Genomic DNA, 17,568 nt, shown 5'->3' with positions numbered 1-17,568 from the left:
GGTCCTCGCGACCTGGTCCGGCCACCGGCCTCAGTCCGCGCCGATGTCGCCCCGGGCGCGGTCGAGCGCGTCCGCGGCGGCGCGGCGCACCTCGGGGTCGTCGGGGTCGACGCCGGCGTCGTGGCGCAGCGTCCAGGACACGGTCCTCTCGCCCGCGGGGGGCCGGCGCGCGATGACGAAGAAGCCGCGGCGGCCCCGCACGGCGACGTGGCGCTGGAGCACGATCGAGGCGGTGACCCGCTCCCGCACGAGAGAGAGCAGCAGCCCGGCCTCCCCGAGGACGACCCGGTGCTCGGCGCGCCCGGCCCCGACCTCGACCACGTGCAACGTGCTGGACTCCTCGTCCCAGTCGGCGGTCTCGACCCGCTCCCACGGCACCCGGTGGGCGCCGGGGAGGTGCAGGGCGTCGCGGGTGCCCGCGACCACGTCGTCCGGGTGCTCCCCGCCGTTCGTCCGCGACCAGGCCAGCAGCCGCTCCCCCGCCGCGCTCGCGACCTCGGGCGCGCGCTCCCGGGCGCCGGGTCGCAGGCGGTCCAGGAAGCTCACTGCTCCGCCACCAACCGGTCGCGCAGCGCACGGCGCTGCTGCTCGAGGGCGACGAGCTCGCCGAACATGCGGTTGTAGTCGGTCTGCTGCTCCACCGGGTTGGTGCGCTGCAGGCGTGACTTGAGCGTCTGGATCCGGCGCAGGACCGTCAGCTCCTGCAGCTTCGTGACGTGGGCGGCGGCGTACGAGGAGTCGGGGTCCCCCGCGACCGGGATCCGTTCGACGCCCAGGGCGCTCACGGCGGAGCGTGCCGCGGGGTCCGTGGCGGCCTCCGTGAGGCGCGAGGCCCAGCCGGTGTCCCCCGCGCCCGCCCGGGCACCGCCACAGGCCGCCACCGCCTCCCAGACGCCACGGAAGGTCGGGTGGGTGAAGTCGTCGACGTCGAGGTCGTCGACGGTGCGTCCGAGGACGCCGGGGTGCTGCACCACGAGCTTCAGGGTCTCGCGCTCGAGCCCGAAGCGCGGGTCGCGGAGGTCGGGCCGCGGCGCGGACTCCCGGCGGGGGGCCTCCGGGGTCGCCGCGTCGGCGTCGACCCGGTCACGACGGGGCGCGGCCTTGACCTCGGGCCCCCGGGCGGCGGCGCGGCGGACCTGCGCGAGGACGACGTTCGTGTCGATCTCCGCGCCGATCATGCGGGAGACCTCCTGGGCGAACGCGGTCACCTTGGACTGGTCGCGGATCGAGGCCACCAGCTCCGCGGCCTCGCGCATCGCGTCGACGCGGCCGTCGGCGCGGTCCAGGTCGTAGTTCTTCAAGATGTTGCCCAGGATGAACCGGTACAGCGGCGCACGGGTCGCGACGAGCTCCCGCACCGCCTCGTCGCCCTCGGCGAGACGCAGGTCGCAGGGGTCGCGACCCTCCTGCTCGACGGCCACGTAGGTCTGCGACACGAAGCTCTGGTCGAGCGAGAACGCCTTGACCGCGGCCCGCTGCCCCGCCTCGTCGCCGTCGAACGTGAAGATCACCTCGCCCTTGAACTCGTCGTGGTCGTGCAGGAAGCGGCGCAGCATCTTCGCGTGGTCCTCGCCGAACGCCGTGCCGCAGGTGGCGATGGCGGTCGGGACACCGGCCAGCTGGCACGCCATCACGTCGGTGTAACCCTCGACGATCACCGCCTGGGAGTGCAGGCCGATCGCCTTGCGGGCGAGGTCGAGCCCGTACAGCACCCGGCTCTTCTTGTAGATCTGCGTCTCGGGGGTGTTGAGGTACTTCGCGTCGATCCGGTCGTCGTCGAAGATGCGCCGCGCCCCGAACCCGATGGTGTCGCCACCGGCGTCGCGGATCGGCCACAGCAGGCGGCCACGGAACCGGTCGTACGCCGAGCGGCCCTGCGCGACGAGACCGGCGGCGACCGACTCCTCGTCGGTGAAGCGGCGCGCGCGCAGGTGGCGCAGGAGCGCGTCGCCGTCGCGGGGCGCGAAGCCGACGCCGAACTGCTCGGCGGCGGCGCGGTCGAAGCCGCGGGAGTCCAGGAAGCGGCGGGCCTCGACGGCGTCGGGGGTGCCGAGCTGCTCGCGGTAGAAGGTCTCGGCCACGGTGTGCGCCTCGACCAGGCGCTGCCGGCCGGGGCCGCGGGGGCCTCGGGGCTCGTCGTCCCCCTCCTCGCGGCGCAGCTGGACGCCGACCATGTCGGCCAGCCGCTCGAGGGCCTCGACGAAGCTCAGGCCGTCCATCTTCTGCACGAAGGCGAGCGCGTCGCCGCCTTCCTGGCAGCCGAAGCAGTTGCCCGTCAGGATGTTGTCCTCGAGGACGAAGGCGTGACCGTCCTCCACCTCGGCGCAGAAGACCTCTTCCACCCGGTCGGTCTCCTCGACCCCCTGGACGATCCAGCCGCGCCGCGCGAAGGACTTGTCGGCCTCGAGGAAGCGGCGGCGGTGCTCGTCCAGGAGGAAGAACGCCTTAGTCAGGGTCTCGTTGACGAAGTGGACGCGGTGGAGGTCGCTGGGCTCGCGACCCTCGAACCCGACCCTGCTCTGCGTCGTGATCCCGTAGGTGTCGATCCCGAGACGGGTGCACACGTCGCGGACGAACTCCAGGTCTCGCCGGTCCGCCGAGTTCAGCATGACGGTCCCGTCGTCGGCCACGCACCCATCTGCCGCGAAGTACCCAGCCAGCCAGCCGTAGAGGTAGGACACCGACTCGTCGAGCGGTGGGAGGTCCTTGAAGAACCGCGGCAGGTGGTGGACGAGCAGGTTCTCGTCCTTGGCGCTCGTGTGGCTGTTCGGGAACCACTTCAGCATCGCGAGGTCCTTCGGCGGGCACAGCTGTGCCATCGATCCCGTGCCGGACCGGGTGCCATCGCCGTACGTGAACCCGTGCGCGATGCCGAACGGCGACGGCGTCGTGCGCCGCACGCGCATGGTGGGGAACACGGACACCAGGCGGTCACCGGCCCGGAGCGACGTCGTCACCTTCTCCCGCCTCCCGGTCCCACGGGCACCGGAACGGACGAACCACCGGTGGCCGTCGGTGGCGTAGAGCTCCTTGACCTGTCTGTTGCGGGTCATCGTGATGCGGTGCAGCCGCTGGTGCCCATAGCTGCGGAACGGCGCGGTCACCCAGGTGTTGGAGGCGCTCAGGATCCGGTGCTCGCCGCCGGCGAGCTCCGCGATCGGTCGCGTTCCCTCCCACGTCAGCACCCGGGTCTCCCCGGCGAGGCAGTGGAAGAAGTTGCGTGCAGGGTTCACGTTGAACGACGGGGTCTTCTCGTCGTGGAACGGGCAGAGCCCCTTCAGGGAGCCGCCGCCGGCGTTGCGCAGGGTGACGTAGGAGGAGACGACCTCCTCGATGCGCACCTTCTCGCGCACCTCAGCGATGTCGTCCTCGCGGATCCGGCCTGCCACACGGCAACCCTACGGCCGGGCGCCGACATCCCGCCGCGGCCGTCCCCAGGCCCGCGAGCGACCTCGAGCAGCCTCGGACCTAGTAGGCGCCGGTCATCACGTTCTCGAGCGGCTCCCCCGCGGCGAAGCGGGCGAGCTGGGCGCGGATCAGGGCGTAGGCGCGGGGGTGCATCGCGCTGCTGGTGCCTCCGACGTGGGGCGTCATCAGCACGTTCGGGGCCGTCCACAGCGGGTGGTCGGAGGGCAGCGGCTCGGTGTCGAAGACGTCGAGGGCGGCGTGGAGGCGCTCGGCGCGCAGCTCGGCGAGCAGCGCCTCGGTGTCGATGACCGGACCGCGGGCGACGTTGACGACGAGGGCACCGTCCGGCAGGCGGCCGAGGAAGTCGGCGTCGACCATGCCACGGGTCTCGTCGGTCAGCGGGACGATGACGATGACCACGTCGACGTCACCGAGGAGGTCGGGGAGCTCGGTGAAGGCGTGGACGCCCTCGCGCGCCGAGCGGGCCACCCGCACGACCTCGCACTCGAACGGGGTGAGACGAGCCTCGACGGCCGCGCCGATGCTGCCGTACCCGAGGACCATGACGCGCCGGTCGGCCAGCGAGCGGCGCCAGCCGTGGTTCCACTCCGCGCGGTCCTGGTCGCGGGTGAAGCCGGGGATGCCGCGGAGCACCGACAGCGTCAGCGTCACCGCGAGCTCGGCGGTCGAGGCGTCGTGGATGCCGCGACCGTTGCAGAGGGTGACGCCCTCCGGCACGTGGGGGCGGACGTCGTCCACGCCGGCGGTCTGGGTCTGGATGACCTCGAGCGAACCGAGCTGCGCCAGGAAGGGACCGATGCGGCCGCCGAGCTGGTAGTTCGGCACGAGGAACCGCACCTCGTCCTTGGACGACGGCAGCTCGTCGCGGACCGGGTCGACCTGCTCGTAGCGCAGCCCCGCGGGGAGGTCGCCGAGCTCGGCGGGGTCGAAGGGCAGCCACACCAGGGGGTCGGTACCGGTCATGCGGGTCACCCTACGAGGAGCCGGTGGCGGGCCAGCGCACTGGCGTCGGTGAGCGACGCGACCTGGTCCAGCACCACCCGCAGCCGCGCCGGGTCGTCGCCGGCGTCGCGCCAGTCGTCGGCGAACGGCGCGTCCAGCGCGTCCGGGCCGCGGTCGAGCAGCGCCGCGACGAGCTCGGCCAGCAGCTCGCGCTCACGGCCCATCAGCGCCACCCGGTCCTCGGCCCGCATCACGTAGTGCGCCGCGATGCCCTTGAGCACGGCGATCTCGGTGAGGGTCGCCCCGGGGACGACGATGTCGCCCGCGTGGCGCACCAGCGGTCCACCTCCGGAGGCCTCGGCCGTCGCCGCCTGGACCGACTGGCAGAAGCGCCCGATGAGGTCGCTGGTGAGGTTCTTCAGCGCGGCCAGCCCGGCGCGGGAGCCGTCGTACGGCGCGGTCGGCCAGCCCGCCACCCCGGCGAGGTCCGTGAGGGCCGCGTCGAGGGAGGCGTCGTCGGCGTCCGGCAGGTACCAGGACCGCACGGTCTCCCAGACCGCGGCGGGGTCGGCGCGGACCTCCGCGAGGTCGACCCGACCCGCGACGACGCCGTCCTCGACGTCGTGGACGGAGTAGGCGACGTCGTCGGCGAGGTCCATCACCTGCGCCTCGACGCACTGGCGTCGCCCCTCGACGCCGTCGCGCATCCAGGCGAAGACGTCGTGGTCGTCGTCGTACACCCCGAACTTCACGACCACGCGCGGGGAGCCGTCGCCGTGCGCGCCGCCGGGGGTGAGGCCGGTCGCGCGGGCCTCGTCGAGGGTCCAGGGGTACTTGGTGCACGCGTCCAGCACGGCGCGGCTGAGGTTGAGACCGGCGGACCGGCCGTCCGGGCGGGCGGTCTTCGACTCCAGCCGGGTCAGCAGCCGCCACGTCTGGGCGTTGCCCTCGAACCCGCCGCAGGCACCGCCGACCTCGGCCAGCAACCGCTCGCCGTTGTGCCCGAAGGGCGGGTGCCCCAGGTCGTGGGCCAGCGCTGCCGACTCGGCGACGTCGGGGTGGCACCCCAGCGCACGCGACAGGTCCCGCGAGATCTGGGCGACCTCCAGGGTGTGGGTCAGCCGGTTGCGGACGAAGTCGTCCGTCCCCGGCCCGACGACCTGCGTCTTGGCCGCGAGACGCCGCGTCGAGGCGGCGTGGACGAGCCGGGCGCGGTCCCGCTCGAAGGCGGTCCGGTCCGGGGAGTCGACGCGCTTCGGAGGCTCACCGACGAACCGCTCGCGCGCCTGCTCGTCGTACGACGCCTCGAGGACCACCGGCGGGACGCTACCGGTGCGGGCACCGGTCACGACCGCAGGACGGTCAGTACGTCGTGACGTGGACGTGGTCGTAGTGGTTCGCGGTGGTGGACCCGCGGTCCTCCATGCCGCGCCACCCCTCGGAGGCGCGATCGACCGACCAGATCGTCTGGGAGTAGATGAGGTAGTTGATCCCGAGCTCGGCGGCGTTGGCCTGCAGGAAGTTCGCGACCTCGTAGCCCCGGTCGCCGGAGACCATGATGTCCATCGCGATGCCCTGGGCGTGCTCGCCGTCGCTGCGGAGCGTGCCGTACGTCGTGATCTCCGGGAAGTTGCCGCAGACGACGCGGTGCACGTCGACGATGTTCTGGCTCACCGGGGTGGCGTACGAGCTGCCGTTCGTGCAGTCGACGTCGAGGCCGGTCTCGGCGGGCTTCTCCTCCGACAGGTAGCCCGCGGTGACCCAGCGGGACTCGCCGTCGACGACGATCTCCTCGCGGCCGTCCTCGGCGCGACCGGTCACGAGGACCTTCTTCTCGCCCTCGAGGACGCCGAGCTGCTCGGCCTCGGCCTCCTCCGGCTCGGTCCACAGGTTCAGCTCGGTGGTCGTCCAGAGCTGCGTGTCGGCTTGCGAGACCGCCTGCTCCGTCGCCTCCAGCTCGGCCTGCTCCTGCGCGGCCTGGCGCTCCTGGGCGGCCTCGCGCTGGGCGGCCTGCTCCTCGGCGGCGTCCTCGGCGGGCGCCTCCGACTCACGGTCGCCGGAGCGGCTCGTGCCGCTGACGGCGCGCTCGCTGATGCTCTCGAAGCCGCTGGCCTCGCTCACCACGACCCGGACGTCGTCCTGGGCGCCGGCCGACAGGCCGAAGCCGATGGCGCCGACGGTGACCGTCGCGGCGACGGGGGCGGCGACGAGAGCGACGCGGGGGCGTGACGACGGCGGTCGCTCCGCACGGTGCTTGGCGGCGCGGTGCTTGGGGCGGGGCTTTGCCACAGCGCGGTTTCCTCTGCTGTTGCTGACACGGGGGCGGCCGGGTGACAAGGGGGGAGGACCCGGCAGAAGGCCCGAGTCAAACACAGACCACCGAGGCCCGCCCAATCGCGTCCGGGCCCCGTGGTAGGGGTCACCTGGATCCCTCGCGCGGGTGCGCTCAGCCCCCGGAGGTCTCCCCGGCGTCCTCGCGCACGCCCGTCCCGGCGCCGTCGGCGTCGTCCAGCCACCCCTCGGGGAGGGCGACGCGGCGACGCGGCGACCCCTGACGGCCGCGGGGGGCGCCCAGCTCCGAGGTCGGGTACGGCGCGGTGTGGTCCAGCTGGGCGAGCAGCCGGTCGAGGTCGGCGAGCGAGCCCACGGTCGCCAGGGCGCGACGCAGCTCGCCGCCGGCCGGGAAGCCCTTGAGGTACCAGGACACGTGCTTGCGCAGCTCGGTGCAGCCGCGCGGCTCACCCATCAGGGCGGACAGCAGCTCGGCGTGACGGCGCATCATGGCCGCGACGTCGCCGAGGGTGGGCAGCGGCGGCCTCGGGGCGCCGGTGAACGCGGCGGCGAGGTCGGCGAACAGCCAGGGACGGCCCAGGCACCCGCGGCCCACGACCACGCCCGCCGCGCCGGTGGTCTCCACCATCCGCAGGGCGTCGTCGGCCTCCCAGACGTCGCCGTTGCCGAGGACGGGGATGTCGAGGGCGTCGACCAGCTCGGCGATGGGCCCCCAGTCCGCCTCCCCGGAGTAGGACTGCTCGACGGTCCGCCCGTGCAGCGCGATCGCGGCGCACCCGGACTCCTGGGCGATGCGGCCGGCGTCGGCGTACGTGAGGTGGTCGCGGTCGAGCCCGAGGCGGGTCTTCATCGTCACCGGGACGCCGTACGGCGTGCAGGCGGCGACGACGGAGGTGAGGATCTCGGCGAGCAGCCCCCGCTTCCACGGCAGCGCTCCCCCGCCGCCCTTGCGGGTGACCTTGGGGACGGGGCAGCCGAAGTTCAGGTCGACGTGGCCGACGCCGTGCTCGGCGCAGAGGATCTCCGCGGCCTTGCCCATGTAGACGGGGTCGGTGCCGTACAGCTGCACCGAGCGGGTGGTCTCGATCTCGTCGAAGACGAGCATCCGCAGGGTGTGCTCGTCACGCTCGACGATCCCCCGGGAGGTGATCATCTCGCAGACGTAGAGGCCGGCGCCCTGCTCGGCGCAGAGCCGGCGGTACGCCGCGTTGGTGACCCCGGCCATCGGCGCGAGCACCACCGGGACGTCGAGGTGCAGCCCGCCGACGTCGAGGCCCGGGTGGGCGGTGGCCGCGGGCGCGGTCACCCGCCGCCGCCCTGACCGCCGCCCTGACCGCCCTGACCGCCGCCCTGGCCGCCCTGACCGCCGCCCTGACCGCCGCCCTGACCGCCGCCCTGGTTGCCCTGGTTGCCCTGGTTGCCGGTCCGGGGCTCGGTGATCTCCCCGGTCCAGGTGATCGGGTCGAACTCCTCGGTCGGCCGGAACGTGACGGCCTCCGCCTCGCTGCCCTGCGGCGCGAGGAACACCAGGCACGTCCTGGTGACGTCGCCGGTGCGGAAGCGGCGGGGCAGCTGCTCGCTGGGGCAGGCGGTGAACTCGCTGCCGAACACCGAGCGCTCGACGAGGGTGTCGCGGCTGTCGAGCAGGTAGAGGGGGATGCCGACGCCGCCGAGGTCGGTGTCGCCGACGTTCTCGGCGCGGACGGTGACGAAGTACGGGCGCGACCTGCTGACGGCCCTGTTCACCTCGAACGCGGAGAACTCCTCGAGGGTGGTCTCCTCGACCTCGATGACCTTCATCTTCAGCGCGCCGACGGTGCCCTCGCGGGGCTGCCACGCCACCTCGGCCTCGTCGCCGTACCCCAGCTCCGTGCCGGGCGGGGTCAGCTCCGGCGCACCGGGCACGTCGGGGTAGGCGTCGGCCGCCGGGTCCAGGTCGGGGCCGTCGGCCGGGCCGGACGACGACTCCTGGGTCTCGGCCGGCTCCTCCTGCCCCGAAGAGCAGCCCGCGAGGGCGACGACGGCGAGCAGCGTCGCGGTCGCCACGAGGGGCGTGGTCGGACGTCGGGTCACACGGGTGATCATGCCGCAGCGCCAGCCTCTCCGTGGCGCTCTCAGCAGCCGAGGAGACGCGTGGCGAAGTACGCGGAGATGCCCTCGAGGCTGACCCGCTCCTGCGCCATCGTGTCCCGCTCGCGCACCGTCACCGCACCGTCCTCCAGGGTCTCGAAGTCGACGGTCACGCAGTACGGCGTCCCGACCTCGTCCTGGCGGCGGTAGCGGCGACCGATCGCGCCGGAGTCGTCGAAGTCGACGTTCCAGGTGCGGCGCAGCTCCGTGGCGAGGTCCCGGGCCTTGGGCGACAGGTCGGCGTTGCGCGACAGCGGCAGGACGGCGACCTTGATCGGCGCGAGGCGCGGGTCCAGGCGCAGGACGGTGCGCTTGTCGACGCCGCCCTTGGTGTTCGGGGCCTCGTCGACGGAGAAGGAGTCGATGAGGAACGCCATCAGCGAGCGGGTCAGGCCGGCGGCGGGCTCGATGACGTACGGCAGGTAGCGCTCGCCCGCGGCCTGGTCGAAGTAGGACAGGTCCACACCGGAGTGCGTGCTGTGCTGCGAGAGGTCGTAGTCGGTGCGGTTCGCGATGCCCTCGAGCTCCTCGAAGTCCCGCTCGGAGAAGCCGAAGCGGTACTCGATGTCCACGGTGCGCTTGGCGTAGTGGGAGAGCTTCTCCTTCGGGTGCTCGAAGTGGCGCAGGTTCGCGGGGTCGATGCCGAGGTCGACGTACCAGGCGGTGCGGGTGTCGATCCAGTGCTGGTGGAGCTCCTCGTCCTCGCCGGGCTTGACGAAGTACTCCATCTCCATCTGCTCGAACTCGCGGGTGCGGAAGATGAAGTTGCCGGGCGTGATCTCGTTGCGGAAGCTCTTGCCCATCTGGGCGATGCCGAAGGGCGGCTTCTGGCGGCTCGAGGTCACCACGTTGGCGAAGTTCAGGAAGATGCCCTGGGCGGTCTCGGGGCGCAGGTAGTGCAGGCCGGAGGCGTCCTCGATGACGCCCAGGTAGGTCTTGAGCATCATGTTGAACTGCCGCGGCTCGGTCCACGCCGCACGCGTGCCGCAGTTCGGGCAGGGGACGGACTCGTTGATGTCGACCGTGTCGGGGTCCGCGACGTCCTTGCGGCCGGCGTACTCCTCCTGCAGGTGGTCCTCGCGGAACCGCTTGTGGCAGGACTGGCACTCGACCAGCGGGTCGGAGAAGGTCTTGAGGTGGCCGCTGGCCTCCCAGGTGCGGGTCGGGAGGATCACCGAGGAGTCCAGGCCGACGACGTCGTCGCGGGAGTGGACCATCGCGCGCCACCACTGGCGCTTGATGTTCTCCTTCAGCTCCACGCCCAGCGGCCCGTAGTCCCAGGCCGACTTGGTGCCGCCGTAGATCTCGCCGCAGGGGTACACGAAGCCCCGCCGCTTGGCGAGGGAGACGACCTGGTCGAGGGTGCTGGGGGGCGGCTTGGCCACGGGTTGACTCCTGGGGTTCGGCGCCCGACCGGCTGCCGGACGCACAAGGGGTCAGCCTAGGAGACTGCTGAGGGAGGCGCGCAAGCGAGTGGCGCGAGGGGCCCGCGATGGCAACTCGACGGAGCGACGGCGCACCCGAGGTGCGTCGAGTGACGTCGAGGCCGCCAGCGCGCGCCCGGCGCGTCACGCAGCGTGCGCCTCCCTCAGCGGGCTCCTGGCGAGCGGGCTCCGGGGTCGTTGCCGGTGGTTCCGGGCTCGAGGACCTCGTAGGCGCTGGGCTCGTCGACGGCCCGTGAGAGCAGCGGGACGGCCCCCAGCTTCACGTCGTACGACGACAGCGCGCGGCGGTAGGAGCCCACGTTCTCCCAGCGCGTCGACAGCACCCAGAGGTCGGGCTCGTCCACGTTGCGCCCCACCTCCCCGCCGACGTAACCGGGCCGCGCAGCCAGCAGCGCGTGCGCCGCATCGACGTCGGCGCGGAAGGAGACGACGTCGGCGTCGGCGACCCGGAACCTGCTGAGGACGAGCACCCCTCCAGCCAACCAGACGCCGGTTTGACATCGATTCTCAGTCCCAGTGAGAATCGTTGTCATGCTTCGTCGGTCCCGCTCCCGTGCCCTGCTCACGCCCGCCGCCCTCGGCCTCGCGGCCGTCCTGACCCTGTCGGGCTGCGGCGCGCTGACCGGCTCGGACGACGGCGCGGCCGCCGCGTCCGACGGCACCCCGCAGGTGGTCGCGGCCTTCTACCCGCTGGCGTGGGCGACCGAGCAGGTCGCCGGCGACCGCGCCGACGTCTCCAACCTCACCACCCCCGGCGCCGAGCCCCACGACCTCGAGCTCGGCATCGGCGAGACCGCGCAGGTCAGCGACGCCGACCTCGTCGTCTTCGAGTCGGGCTTCCAGGTCGCCGTCGACGCCGCCGTGGAGGAGAACGGCCCCGCCGACACCCTCGACGCCGCCGAGGTCGTCGACCTCATCCCGGCCTCCGAGGAGGACGAGCACGACCACTCCGAGGAGGGCCACTCCGAGGAGGATCACGCCGAGGAGGAGGACCACGCCCACGAGGACGAGGCCCACTCCGAGGAGGGCGACGACCACGACCACGGCGATCTGGACCCCCACTTCTGGCAGGACCCGGTGCGCATGGCCGACCTCGCCGACGCCGTCGCCGAGTCCCTGGGCGACATCGACCCCGACGGGGCGCAGACGTACACCGACAACGCGGAGGCCCTGCGCGAGGAGCTGACCGACCTCGACACGGCGTACGCCGACGGGCTCGCCTCCTGCGAGCGGGACCTGGTCGTCGTCAACCACGGCGCCTTCGGCTACCTGGGCAAGTACGGCCTCGAGTTCGAGGCCATCACCGGTCTCACCCCGGACGCCGAGCCGACGCCGGCGGCGCGCGCCCAGATCGAGGAGCTCGCCCGCGAGGAGGGCGTCACCACCGTGTTCTCCGAGACGCTGGCCAGCCCCGAGGCCGCGCAGTCCCTCGCCGACGACCTCGGCGTCGAGATGGCCACCCTGGACCCGATCGAGGGCCTGAGCGACGAGACCGCGGATCAGGACTACCTTTCCCTCATGCGCTCGAACCTGACGGCCCTGCAGGCGGCGAACGGCTGTTGAGGTCCGTCCCGCGGCCGGTGACGGCCGCCCCTGACGCCCACGGCGCCGATGTCGAGACCGTCGTCGAGGTCCTCGGCGGCGGTGTCGTGCTGGGTGGGCGACCCGTCCTCCGGGACGTCGACCTGGTGGTGCGCCCCGGGGAGTTCGTCGCGGTCGTCGGCGCCAACGGCTCGGGCAAGTCCACGCTGATTCGCGCCGTCGTCGGGCTCCGCCCGGTCACCTCGGGCTCCGTCCGGCTGTTCGGGACCGACCAGCAGCGCTTCTCCGACTGGCGACGCGTCGGCTACGTCCCGCAGCGCTCGGGCGCCGGGTCGGGCGTGCCGGCCTCGGTGTGGGAGGTCGTGGCGTCCGGCCGCCTCGTGCACCGGTCCGTCCTGCGCCCCCTGCGCCGCGCCGACCGCACGGCGATCGACGAGGCCCTCGCCGTCGTCGGGCTCGCCGACCGGGCGGGCGACCCGGTCACGACGCTGTCCGGCGGGCAGCAGCAGCGGGTGCTGATCGCCCGCGCCCTCGTCTCCGGACCCGACCTGTACGTGCTCGACGAGCCCACCGCCGGTGTCGACGCCGCCAACCAGCAGGCGCTGGCCGACGCGCTGGGCGTCGTCTCGGACGCCGGGGCGACCGTCGTCCTGGTCACCCACGAGCTCGGGCCCCTCGCACCGCTGGTCGACCGGACCATCACCGTGCGCGAGGGCCGCATCACCGACGACGTGGCCGGCGCGCACGACCCCGCGGGCGGGCACCACCACGAGCGCCCGGTCCGCCACGACCACCTCCCCTACCTCGGCGCCCCGGTCGACGGCCTCGGCGCCGCGGCCCACGAGCACGGAGGCCGCCCGTGATCGAGCTGCTGTCGTACGAGTTCATGCAGCGCGCCCTGATCGCGGCCGTCTTCGTCGGTCTCGCCGCGCCCCTGGTCGGCATCTACCTGGTCCAGCGCCGGCTGTCGCTGATGGGCGACGGCATCGGCCACGTCGCCGTCACCGGCGTGGCGCTCGGCCTCGCGACCGGCACCTCCCCCACCTGGACGGCCGTCGTCGTGGCCGTCCTCGGCGCGGTCGCGATCGAGGTCATCCGGGAGTACGGCCGCACCGGCGGCGACGTCGCGCTGGCCCTGCTGTTCTACGGCGGCCTGGCCGGCGGCGTGCTGATCACCGGCGTGGCGGGCGAGTCCGCGAGCCGGCTCCAGGAGTTCCTGTTCGGCGCGATCACCACCATCTCGGTGGCGGACGTGTGGTTCACGATGGTGCTGGCCGCGGTGATCGTGGTGGTCGCCGTCGGCCTGCTCCCCCAGCTGTTCGCCGTCACCCACGACCCGGAGTTCGCGCGGGTCGCCGGGCTCCGCGTGCGGGCCTACAACGTCCTGGTCGCGGTGATGGCGGCCGTGACGGTCACCGTCGCGATGCGGACGGTCGGCCTGCTGCTCGTCTCGGCGCTGATGATCATCCCCGTCGCGACGGCGCAGCAGCTGGCCGGCTCGTTCCGCCGGACGGTCTGGATGGCGATGGTGCTCGGCCTCGGCGCGGCGCTCGGCGGGCTGCTGCTGGCGGCGTACCTGTCCTTCTCGGCCCGCGTCGCCCCCGGCCCGACGATCGTCCTGGTCGCCCTCGCCGGCTTCGTCGTGACCTGGCCCGTGGGGGTCTGGCTACGACGGCGGCGGGCGCTGCGGGTGCCGTTCGCCGCGGAGACGCTGCCCGTCGCGGTGCCGGCCGGCGCGCACGCGGTCGAGCAGCACGGCCACGAGCACGGCGACGGGTGCGGCCATCCGGCGGTCGAGCACGGCGACCACGTCGACTACCTTCACGACGGGCACCGACACGCCCCTCATGGAGGTCACTATGACGAGCACTGACGCGAGCGCCGAGAAGGAGACCGCCGACACCGGCGGGGGGCGACCCACCCGTCAGCGGCGCGCCGTGGCGGAGGCCCTCGAGTCCTTCGACGACTTCCGCTCCGCCCAGGAGATCCACGAGATGCTGGGCCGCAGCGGCAACCGCGTCGGCCTCGCCACCGTCTACCGCACCCTGCAGCGCCTCTCGACCGCCGGCGAGGTCGACATGCTGCGCACCGAGGACGGCGAGGCCATCTACCGCCGCTGCTCGGGCACCCACCACCACCACCTCGTCTGCCGCAGCTGCGGACGCACCGTCGAGGTCGAGGGACCCGCCGTCGAGCGGTGGACCACCGCCGTCGCCACCGAGCACGGCTTCGTCGACGTCGCCCACACCCTGGAGCTCTTCGGCACCTGCGCCGACTGCGCCGCCTCTGCGTGACCTGCCACCCGGACCGCGCCGGTCGGCGCGCGGGACCTCGTGGCTCGGTCGCTGCGCGACCCTCGCACCTCGATCTCCGGGTCGGGCCTCCGGGCTCCAGCTGGTCGAGCAGCACGCGAGCGCAGCGAGCGCGCGTCGTCGAGACCACCGGCCGCGCCGGAGGTCGAGGTGTCCCGGAGCGACGCAGGAGCGCAGGGGCCACGAGACCCGGCGAGGGGCGTCGTACGTCTCACCAGATCTCGTGGCTCGGTCGCTGCGCGACGCTCGCACCTCGATCACCGCGCGGCGGTCGAACCTGGTCCGAGCGCCTCAGACGGCCCCTCCGTAGCGCCGCGAGCGGCCGGCGTACGTCTCGATGGCGGCCCAGAGGTCGCGCCGGTCGACGTCGGGCCACAGCACGTCGGTGAAGACCATCTCGGAGTACGCCGCCTGCCACAGCATGAAGTTGGAGAGCCGCTGCTCCCCCGACGTGCGCCAGACCATGTCCGCGTCGGGGAGCTCGGGGACGTAGAGGTGCCGCGCCAGCGTCCGCTCCCCCACCCGCTCGGGGTCGAGCCGCCCGGCGGCCGCCTCGCGGGCGATCGCTCGCGCGGCGTCGGCGAGCTCCGCACGCCCGCCGTAGTTGACGCACATCGTGAGGGTGAGGACGTCGTTGTCCTTGGTCATCTCCTCGGCGACCCGGAGCTCGTCGACGACCGACCGCCACAGGCGCGGACGCCGTCCGGCCCACCGGACCCGGACGCCGAGCTCGTGCATCTCGTCACGTCGACGGCGGATCACGTCGCGGTTGAACCCCATGAGGAAGCGGACCTCGTCGGGCGAGCGCGACCAGTTCTCCGTCGAGAAGGCGTACGCCGACACCGCCCGCACGCCGACCTGGATCGCGCCCTGGACGACGTCGAACAAGGAGTCCTCGCCCCGCTCGTGCCCGGCGGTGCGCGGCAGCCCGCGTTCCTTGGCCCAGCGCCCGTTGCCGTCCATGACGATCGCCACGTGGGCGGGCACGAGGTCGGCCGGCACGGGGGGCGGCGTCGCTCCGGACGGGTGGGGGTCGGGCGTGCGCACCGGCGCTCGACGCCTCACGGTCCGACCACCGCTGTCCCACGCGGCGGGCCGTCGCCGGGCCGTTCATGGAGCCTTGCGGACATCTTCAGTGTTCTAGGACCGCTCATGGATAGTTGAAACACACACTTCCCTCTAAAGTGGGAGTCTCCCCCCACGTCGTGACCGTCCCCCGCACAAAGGTGACCACCCGTGTCCAGCATCAACGCCGACATCGAGCAGCAGCTCCTGACCCTGCACCGTCGCAACCCGCGGCTGCACGTCGCCGGGTCGAGCGACGCCGAGATCGAGCGCTCCAGCTACTCCATCCTCTGCCTCCTCGACGACGAGGGGCCCCAACGCATCGGGCGGATCGCCCAGGCCTTCGACCTGGATCCGTCCACGGTCACCCGGCAGGTCCAGACCGTCTCCCGGCTCGGGCTGGTCGAGCGCACCCAGGACTCGTCCGACCGGCGGGCGACCATCCTCCACCTGACCGACCTCGGTCGGGACACGGTCGCGAGCGCCCGCGAGGCGCGACAGGCCGCCCTCGAGGCCATGCTCCAGGGCTGGCCGGAGGCGGACCAGGTCTCGTTCCTGCGCCTGCTGTCCCGCTTCAACGACGACGTCGCCGACTGGACCCGCCGCAAGGACACCTCGCCGGCCTGAGCCACCTGAGCCGCCCGGCCGCTGCCGGACAGGGCCCCCGTCACCGTTCGACGTGGGCCAGCGAGCGGAGCCCACGCTCGAGGTGCCACGCCAGGTAGGCGGAGACCAGGCCACCGGCCTCGCGTCGCTGCCGGTCGCCGGCCAGCGCCACCTGCGGCCAGTCGCCCGCCAGCAGCGCGCCCAGGAGGCTCGCCGTGCCGGGGGCGACGGTCGCGGCGCCCGGGACGCGGCATCGTCCGCAGAGCATCCCGCCCGCCGCCGGCGCGAACCAGCGGTGCTCCCCGACCTCGCCGCAGCGGGCGCAGGCCTCGAACGACGGGGCGTACCCGGCCACCGACAGGGAGCGGAGCAGGTAGGAGTCGAGGACCTCCTCGGGCCGCCGGCGTACGCCGGTCGCGGACTCGGCGCCCGTCATGGCGCGCAGGCCGCCGACCAGCAGCAGGAACTGCTGGACCGCCGGCTCCTTCTCCTCGACCACGAGCCGCTCCGCGGTCTCGAGCATCGCCGTGCCCGCGGTGTAGCGGTCGTAGTCGGCGCGCAGCGTGATGGAGAACGGGTCCAGGGTGACCGCCTGGGTGACGACGTCGAGCGTGCGGCCCTGGGCGAGCTGCAGGTCGACGTGGGTGAACGGCTCGAGCCGCGAGCCCCACCGCGACGTCGTACGACGGGCCCCCCGGGCGACGGCGCGGACGCGGCCGTGCCGGCGGGTCAGGAGGGTGATGATGCGGTCGGCCTCGCCGAGCTTCTGGGTGCGCAGGACGACCGCCTCGTCGCGGTAGACGGGCACCTGCCCATCATGCCGGGTCGGCGGTCCCCCCAGCGGGACGCCGCGTCCGGCGACGGGCGGGCTTCGCGGCGGAGCGCCAGCACTCCCGGGCGAACGCGCCGGCGATCGCGTCGAGGCGTGCGGGGCGGGCGCGCCACTCCAGGATGCTGTGGGCGCGCACGAACTCCGCGGACGACATCTCCCCGGCCAGCATCGCGGCGTCGGCCGCGGGGTGGATCGGGTCCGAGGGGTGGCCCACGACGAGGGCCGGCGCGGTGATCCGGCGGCGCTCGACCGACGGCGGCGCGATCCGGCCGAAGAAGATCCCGTGCACGACCGCGGCCAGGGAGTCGGCGCGCTGGTCGAGGGTGTCGAGGGCGATGCCGGTCCAGAAGGGCACCAACCCGCGGGGGACCGGCCGCGTGAGCATCCGGACCCCCGCGACGGTCCACGGAAGGAACCGCGCCGCCAGCATGAGCGGGGCGAAGGCGATGAGCCCGGCCTCGAGCGCGTTGTCGAGGACCGGCATCTCCAGCAGCAGCCCCCGGACCCGCTCCGGGGCCGCGACCGCCACCTCGAGCGACACGTTGGCGCCCAGGGAGGTGCCCCCGACGACCGCCTGCTCGGCGCCGAGGTGGTCCAGGAGCGCGACCACCTGGGTCCCGAACGCCGTCATCGAGTAGGCCAGCGGGTCCGCGGGTCGGTCGGAGCGACCGTGGCCCAGCAGGTCGAGCGTCACGACGTGGAGGCCCTCGGCCGCCAGCGAGCGAGCGAGCGGCTGGCACATGCGGCGCGGCATCAGCTGGCCGTGCAGGAGCACGACCCAGGCCTCCCCGGCGCCGTACTCGGTGTACTCCAGGCGGTCGCGCGAGCCGTCGTCGCCGACGAAGAACTGGCCGATGCGTTCCGAGACGAGCGGCGGGGCTGCGGTGGGCACGCGGCCACCCTACGGCGGGCGACGGGGCCGTCCCGGGCCTCGGGACGTCGCCCCGTGGGTCGGCGTGAGACTTCCGCAAGG

General features: G+C 73.4%; 17 protein-coding genes and 1 pseudogene. 5 read left to right on the top strand and 13 right to left on the bottom strand.

From position 1 onward, the window contains the following. Nucleotides 1–30 precede the first annotated feature (30 nt). The 10 genes and pseudogenes from Q0858_RS05125 to Q0858_RS05085 all read right to left on the bottom strand — a co-directional run bounded on the left by Q0858_RS05125 (nucleotide 31) and on the right by Q0858_RS05085 (nucleotide 10,708). Nucleotides 31–546, bottom strand: a complete 516-nt coding sequence (locus tag Q0858_RS05125; protein ID WP_299051681.1) for a hypothetical protein — start codon at nucleotides 544–546, stop codon at nucleotides 31–33. Continuing rightward, entirely contained in the window at nucleotides 543–2,786 is a 2,244-nt protein-coding gene (gene dnaG / locus Q0858_RS05120; RefSeq protein WP_366915992.1) for a DNA primase, read from the bottom strand. The genes Q0858_RS05125 and dnaG overlap by 4 nt, the downstream gene beginning before the upstream one ends. A 417-nt stretch (nucleotides 2,787–3,203) precedes the next feature. Next, nucleotides 3,204–3,389, bottom strand: a pseudogene (locus Q0858_RS21505) (CHC2 zinc finger domain-containing protein); the annotation flags it as partial. A 79-nt stretch (nucleotides 3,390–3,468) separates the two neighbouring features. After that, nucleotides 3,469–4,392: a 2-hydroxyacid dehydrogenase gene (locus Q0858_RS05115; protein WP_299051678.1), complete on the bottom strand. Its 924-nt coding sequence runs from the start codon at nucleotides 4,390–4,392 to the stop codon at nucleotides 3,469–3,471. Nucleotides 4,393–4,397: 5 nt separating this feature from the next. Continuing rightward, nucleotides 4,398–5,687: a deoxyguanosinetriphosphate triphosphohydrolase gene (locus Q0858_RS05110; RefSeq protein WP_299051676.1), complete on the bottom strand. Its 1,290-nt coding sequence runs from the start codon at nucleotides 5,685–5,687 to the stop codon at nucleotides 4,398–4,400. Nucleotides 5,688–5,733: 46 nt separating this feature from the next. Then, the gene (locus Q0858_RS05105; protein ID WP_299051675.1) at nucleotides 5,734–6,660 is read right to left on the bottom strand and encodes a hypothetical protein; all 927 of its coding nucleotides are present in this window, start codon (nucleotides 6,658–6,660) and stop codon (nucleotides 5,734–5,736) included. 157 nt (nucleotides 6,661–6,817) lie between these two features. Continuing rightward, nucleotides 6,818–7,969, bottom strand: coding sequence for a tRNA dihydrouridine synthase DusB (dusB, locus tag Q0858_RS05100; protein WP_299051674.1), 1,152 nt, complete (start codon nucleotides 7,967–7,969; stop codon nucleotides 6,818–6,820). Next, entirely contained in the window at nucleotides 7,966–8,736 is a 771-nt protein-coding gene (locus Q0858_RS05095) for a hypothetical protein (protein WP_299051673.1), read from the bottom strand. Before Q0858_RS05095 ends, dusB begins: the two co-directional genes overlap by 4 nt. Nucleotides 8,737–8,777: 41 nt before the next feature. After that, on the bottom strand, nucleotides 8,778–10,178 hold the full coding sequence (locus Q0858_RS05090) for a glycine--tRNA ligase (RefSeq protein WP_299051672.1): 1,401 nt from the start codon (nucleotides 10,176–10,178) through the stop codon (nucleotides 8,778–8,780). Nucleotides 10,179–10,381: 203 nt separating this feature from the next. Then, nucleotides 10,382–10,708 (bottom strand): antibiotic biosynthesis monooxygenase, encoded by a 327-nt coding sequence (locus Q0858_RS05085; RefSeq protein ID WP_299051671.1) that lies wholly within the window; start codon nucleotides 10,706–10,708, stop codon nucleotides 10,382–10,384. A 61-nt stretch (nucleotides 10,709–10,769) separates the two neighbouring features. Here Q0858_RS05085 and Q0858_RS05080 point away from each other — a divergent pair, with 61 nt between their 5' ends. The 4 genes from Q0858_RS05080 to Q0858_RS05065 are packed head-to-tail and all read left to right on the top strand — an operon-like array spanning nucleotide 10,770 to nucleotide 14,074. Then, nucleotides 10,770–11,801: a metal ABC transporter substrate-binding protein gene (locus Q0858_RS05080; protein WP_299051669.1), complete on the top strand. Its 1,032-nt coding sequence runs from the start codon at nucleotides 10,770–10,772 to the stop codon at nucleotides 11,799–11,801. Between the two features lie 17 nt (nucleotides 11,802–11,818). Further along, the gene (locus tag Q0858_RS05075; protein ID WP_299051667.1) at nucleotides 11,819–12,643 is read left to right on the top strand and encodes a metal ABC transporter ATP-binding protein; all 825 of its coding nucleotides are present in this window, start codon (nucleotides 11,819–11,821) and stop codon (nucleotides 12,641–12,643) included. Then, the gene (locus Q0858_RS05070) at nucleotides 12,640–13,653 is read left to right on the top strand and encodes a metal ABC transporter permease (protein WP_366915988.1); all 1,014 of its coding nucleotides are present in this window, start codon (nucleotides 12,640–12,642) and stop codon (nucleotides 13,651–13,653) included. Before Q0858_RS05075 ends, Q0858_RS05070 begins: the two co-directional genes overlap by 4 nt. Beyond that, complete coding sequence (locus Q0858_RS05065) at nucleotides 13,640–14,074, top strand: Fur family transcriptional regulator (protein WP_299051666.1); 435 nt, start codon at nucleotides 13,640–13,642, stop codon at nucleotides 14,072–14,074. The genes Q0858_RS05070 and Q0858_RS05065 overlap by 14 nt, the downstream gene beginning before the upstream one ends. A gap of 309 nt (nucleotides 14,075–14,383) precedes the next feature. On the opposite strand, the gene Q0858_RS05060 is transcribed toward Q0858_RS05065, so the two are convergent. Continuing rightward, nucleotides 14,384–15,139, bottom strand: a complete 756-nt coding sequence (locus Q0858_RS05060) for an isoprenyl transferase (RefSeq protein ID WP_299051664.1) — start codon at nucleotides 15,137–15,139, stop codon at nucleotides 14,384–14,386. A gap of 189 nt (nucleotides 15,140–15,328) precedes the next feature. Between Q0858_RS05060 and Q0858_RS05055 the strand changes: the two genes are divergently transcribed. After that, a complete protein-coding gene (locus Q0858_RS05055; protein ID WP_299051662.1) occupies nucleotides 15,329–15,784 on the top strand; it encodes a MarR family transcriptional regulator in 456 nt (151 codons plus the stop codon). Between the two features lie 40 nt (nucleotides 15,785–15,824). Here the strand turns inward: Q0858_RS05055 and recO are convergent, their stop codons facing one another. Together recO and Q0858_RS05045 are read right to left on the bottom strand one after the other, a co-directional pair. After that, on the bottom strand, nucleotides 15,825–16,571 hold the full coding sequence (gene recO / locus Q0858_RS05050) for a DNA repair protein RecO (protein WP_299051660.1): 747 nt from the start codon (nucleotides 16,569–16,571) through the stop codon (nucleotides 15,825–15,827). 7 nt (nucleotides 16,572–16,578) lie between these two features. After that, complete coding sequence (locus tag Q0858_RS05045) at nucleotides 16,579–17,487, bottom strand: alpha/beta fold hydrolase (RefSeq protein WP_299051658.1); 909 nt, start codon at nucleotides 17,485–17,487, stop codon at nucleotides 16,579–16,581. Between the last annotated feature and the right edge of the window lie 81 nt (nucleotides 17,488–17,568).

Source organism: uncultured Nocardioides sp., from assembly GCF_947489365.1.
Classification (GTDB): Bacteria; Actinomycetota; Actinomycetes; order Propionibacteriales; family Nocardioidaceae; genus Nocardioides.
Note: the sequence above shows the minus strand (reverse complement) of the source record. Positions and strands in the feature narration are given on the sequence as shown.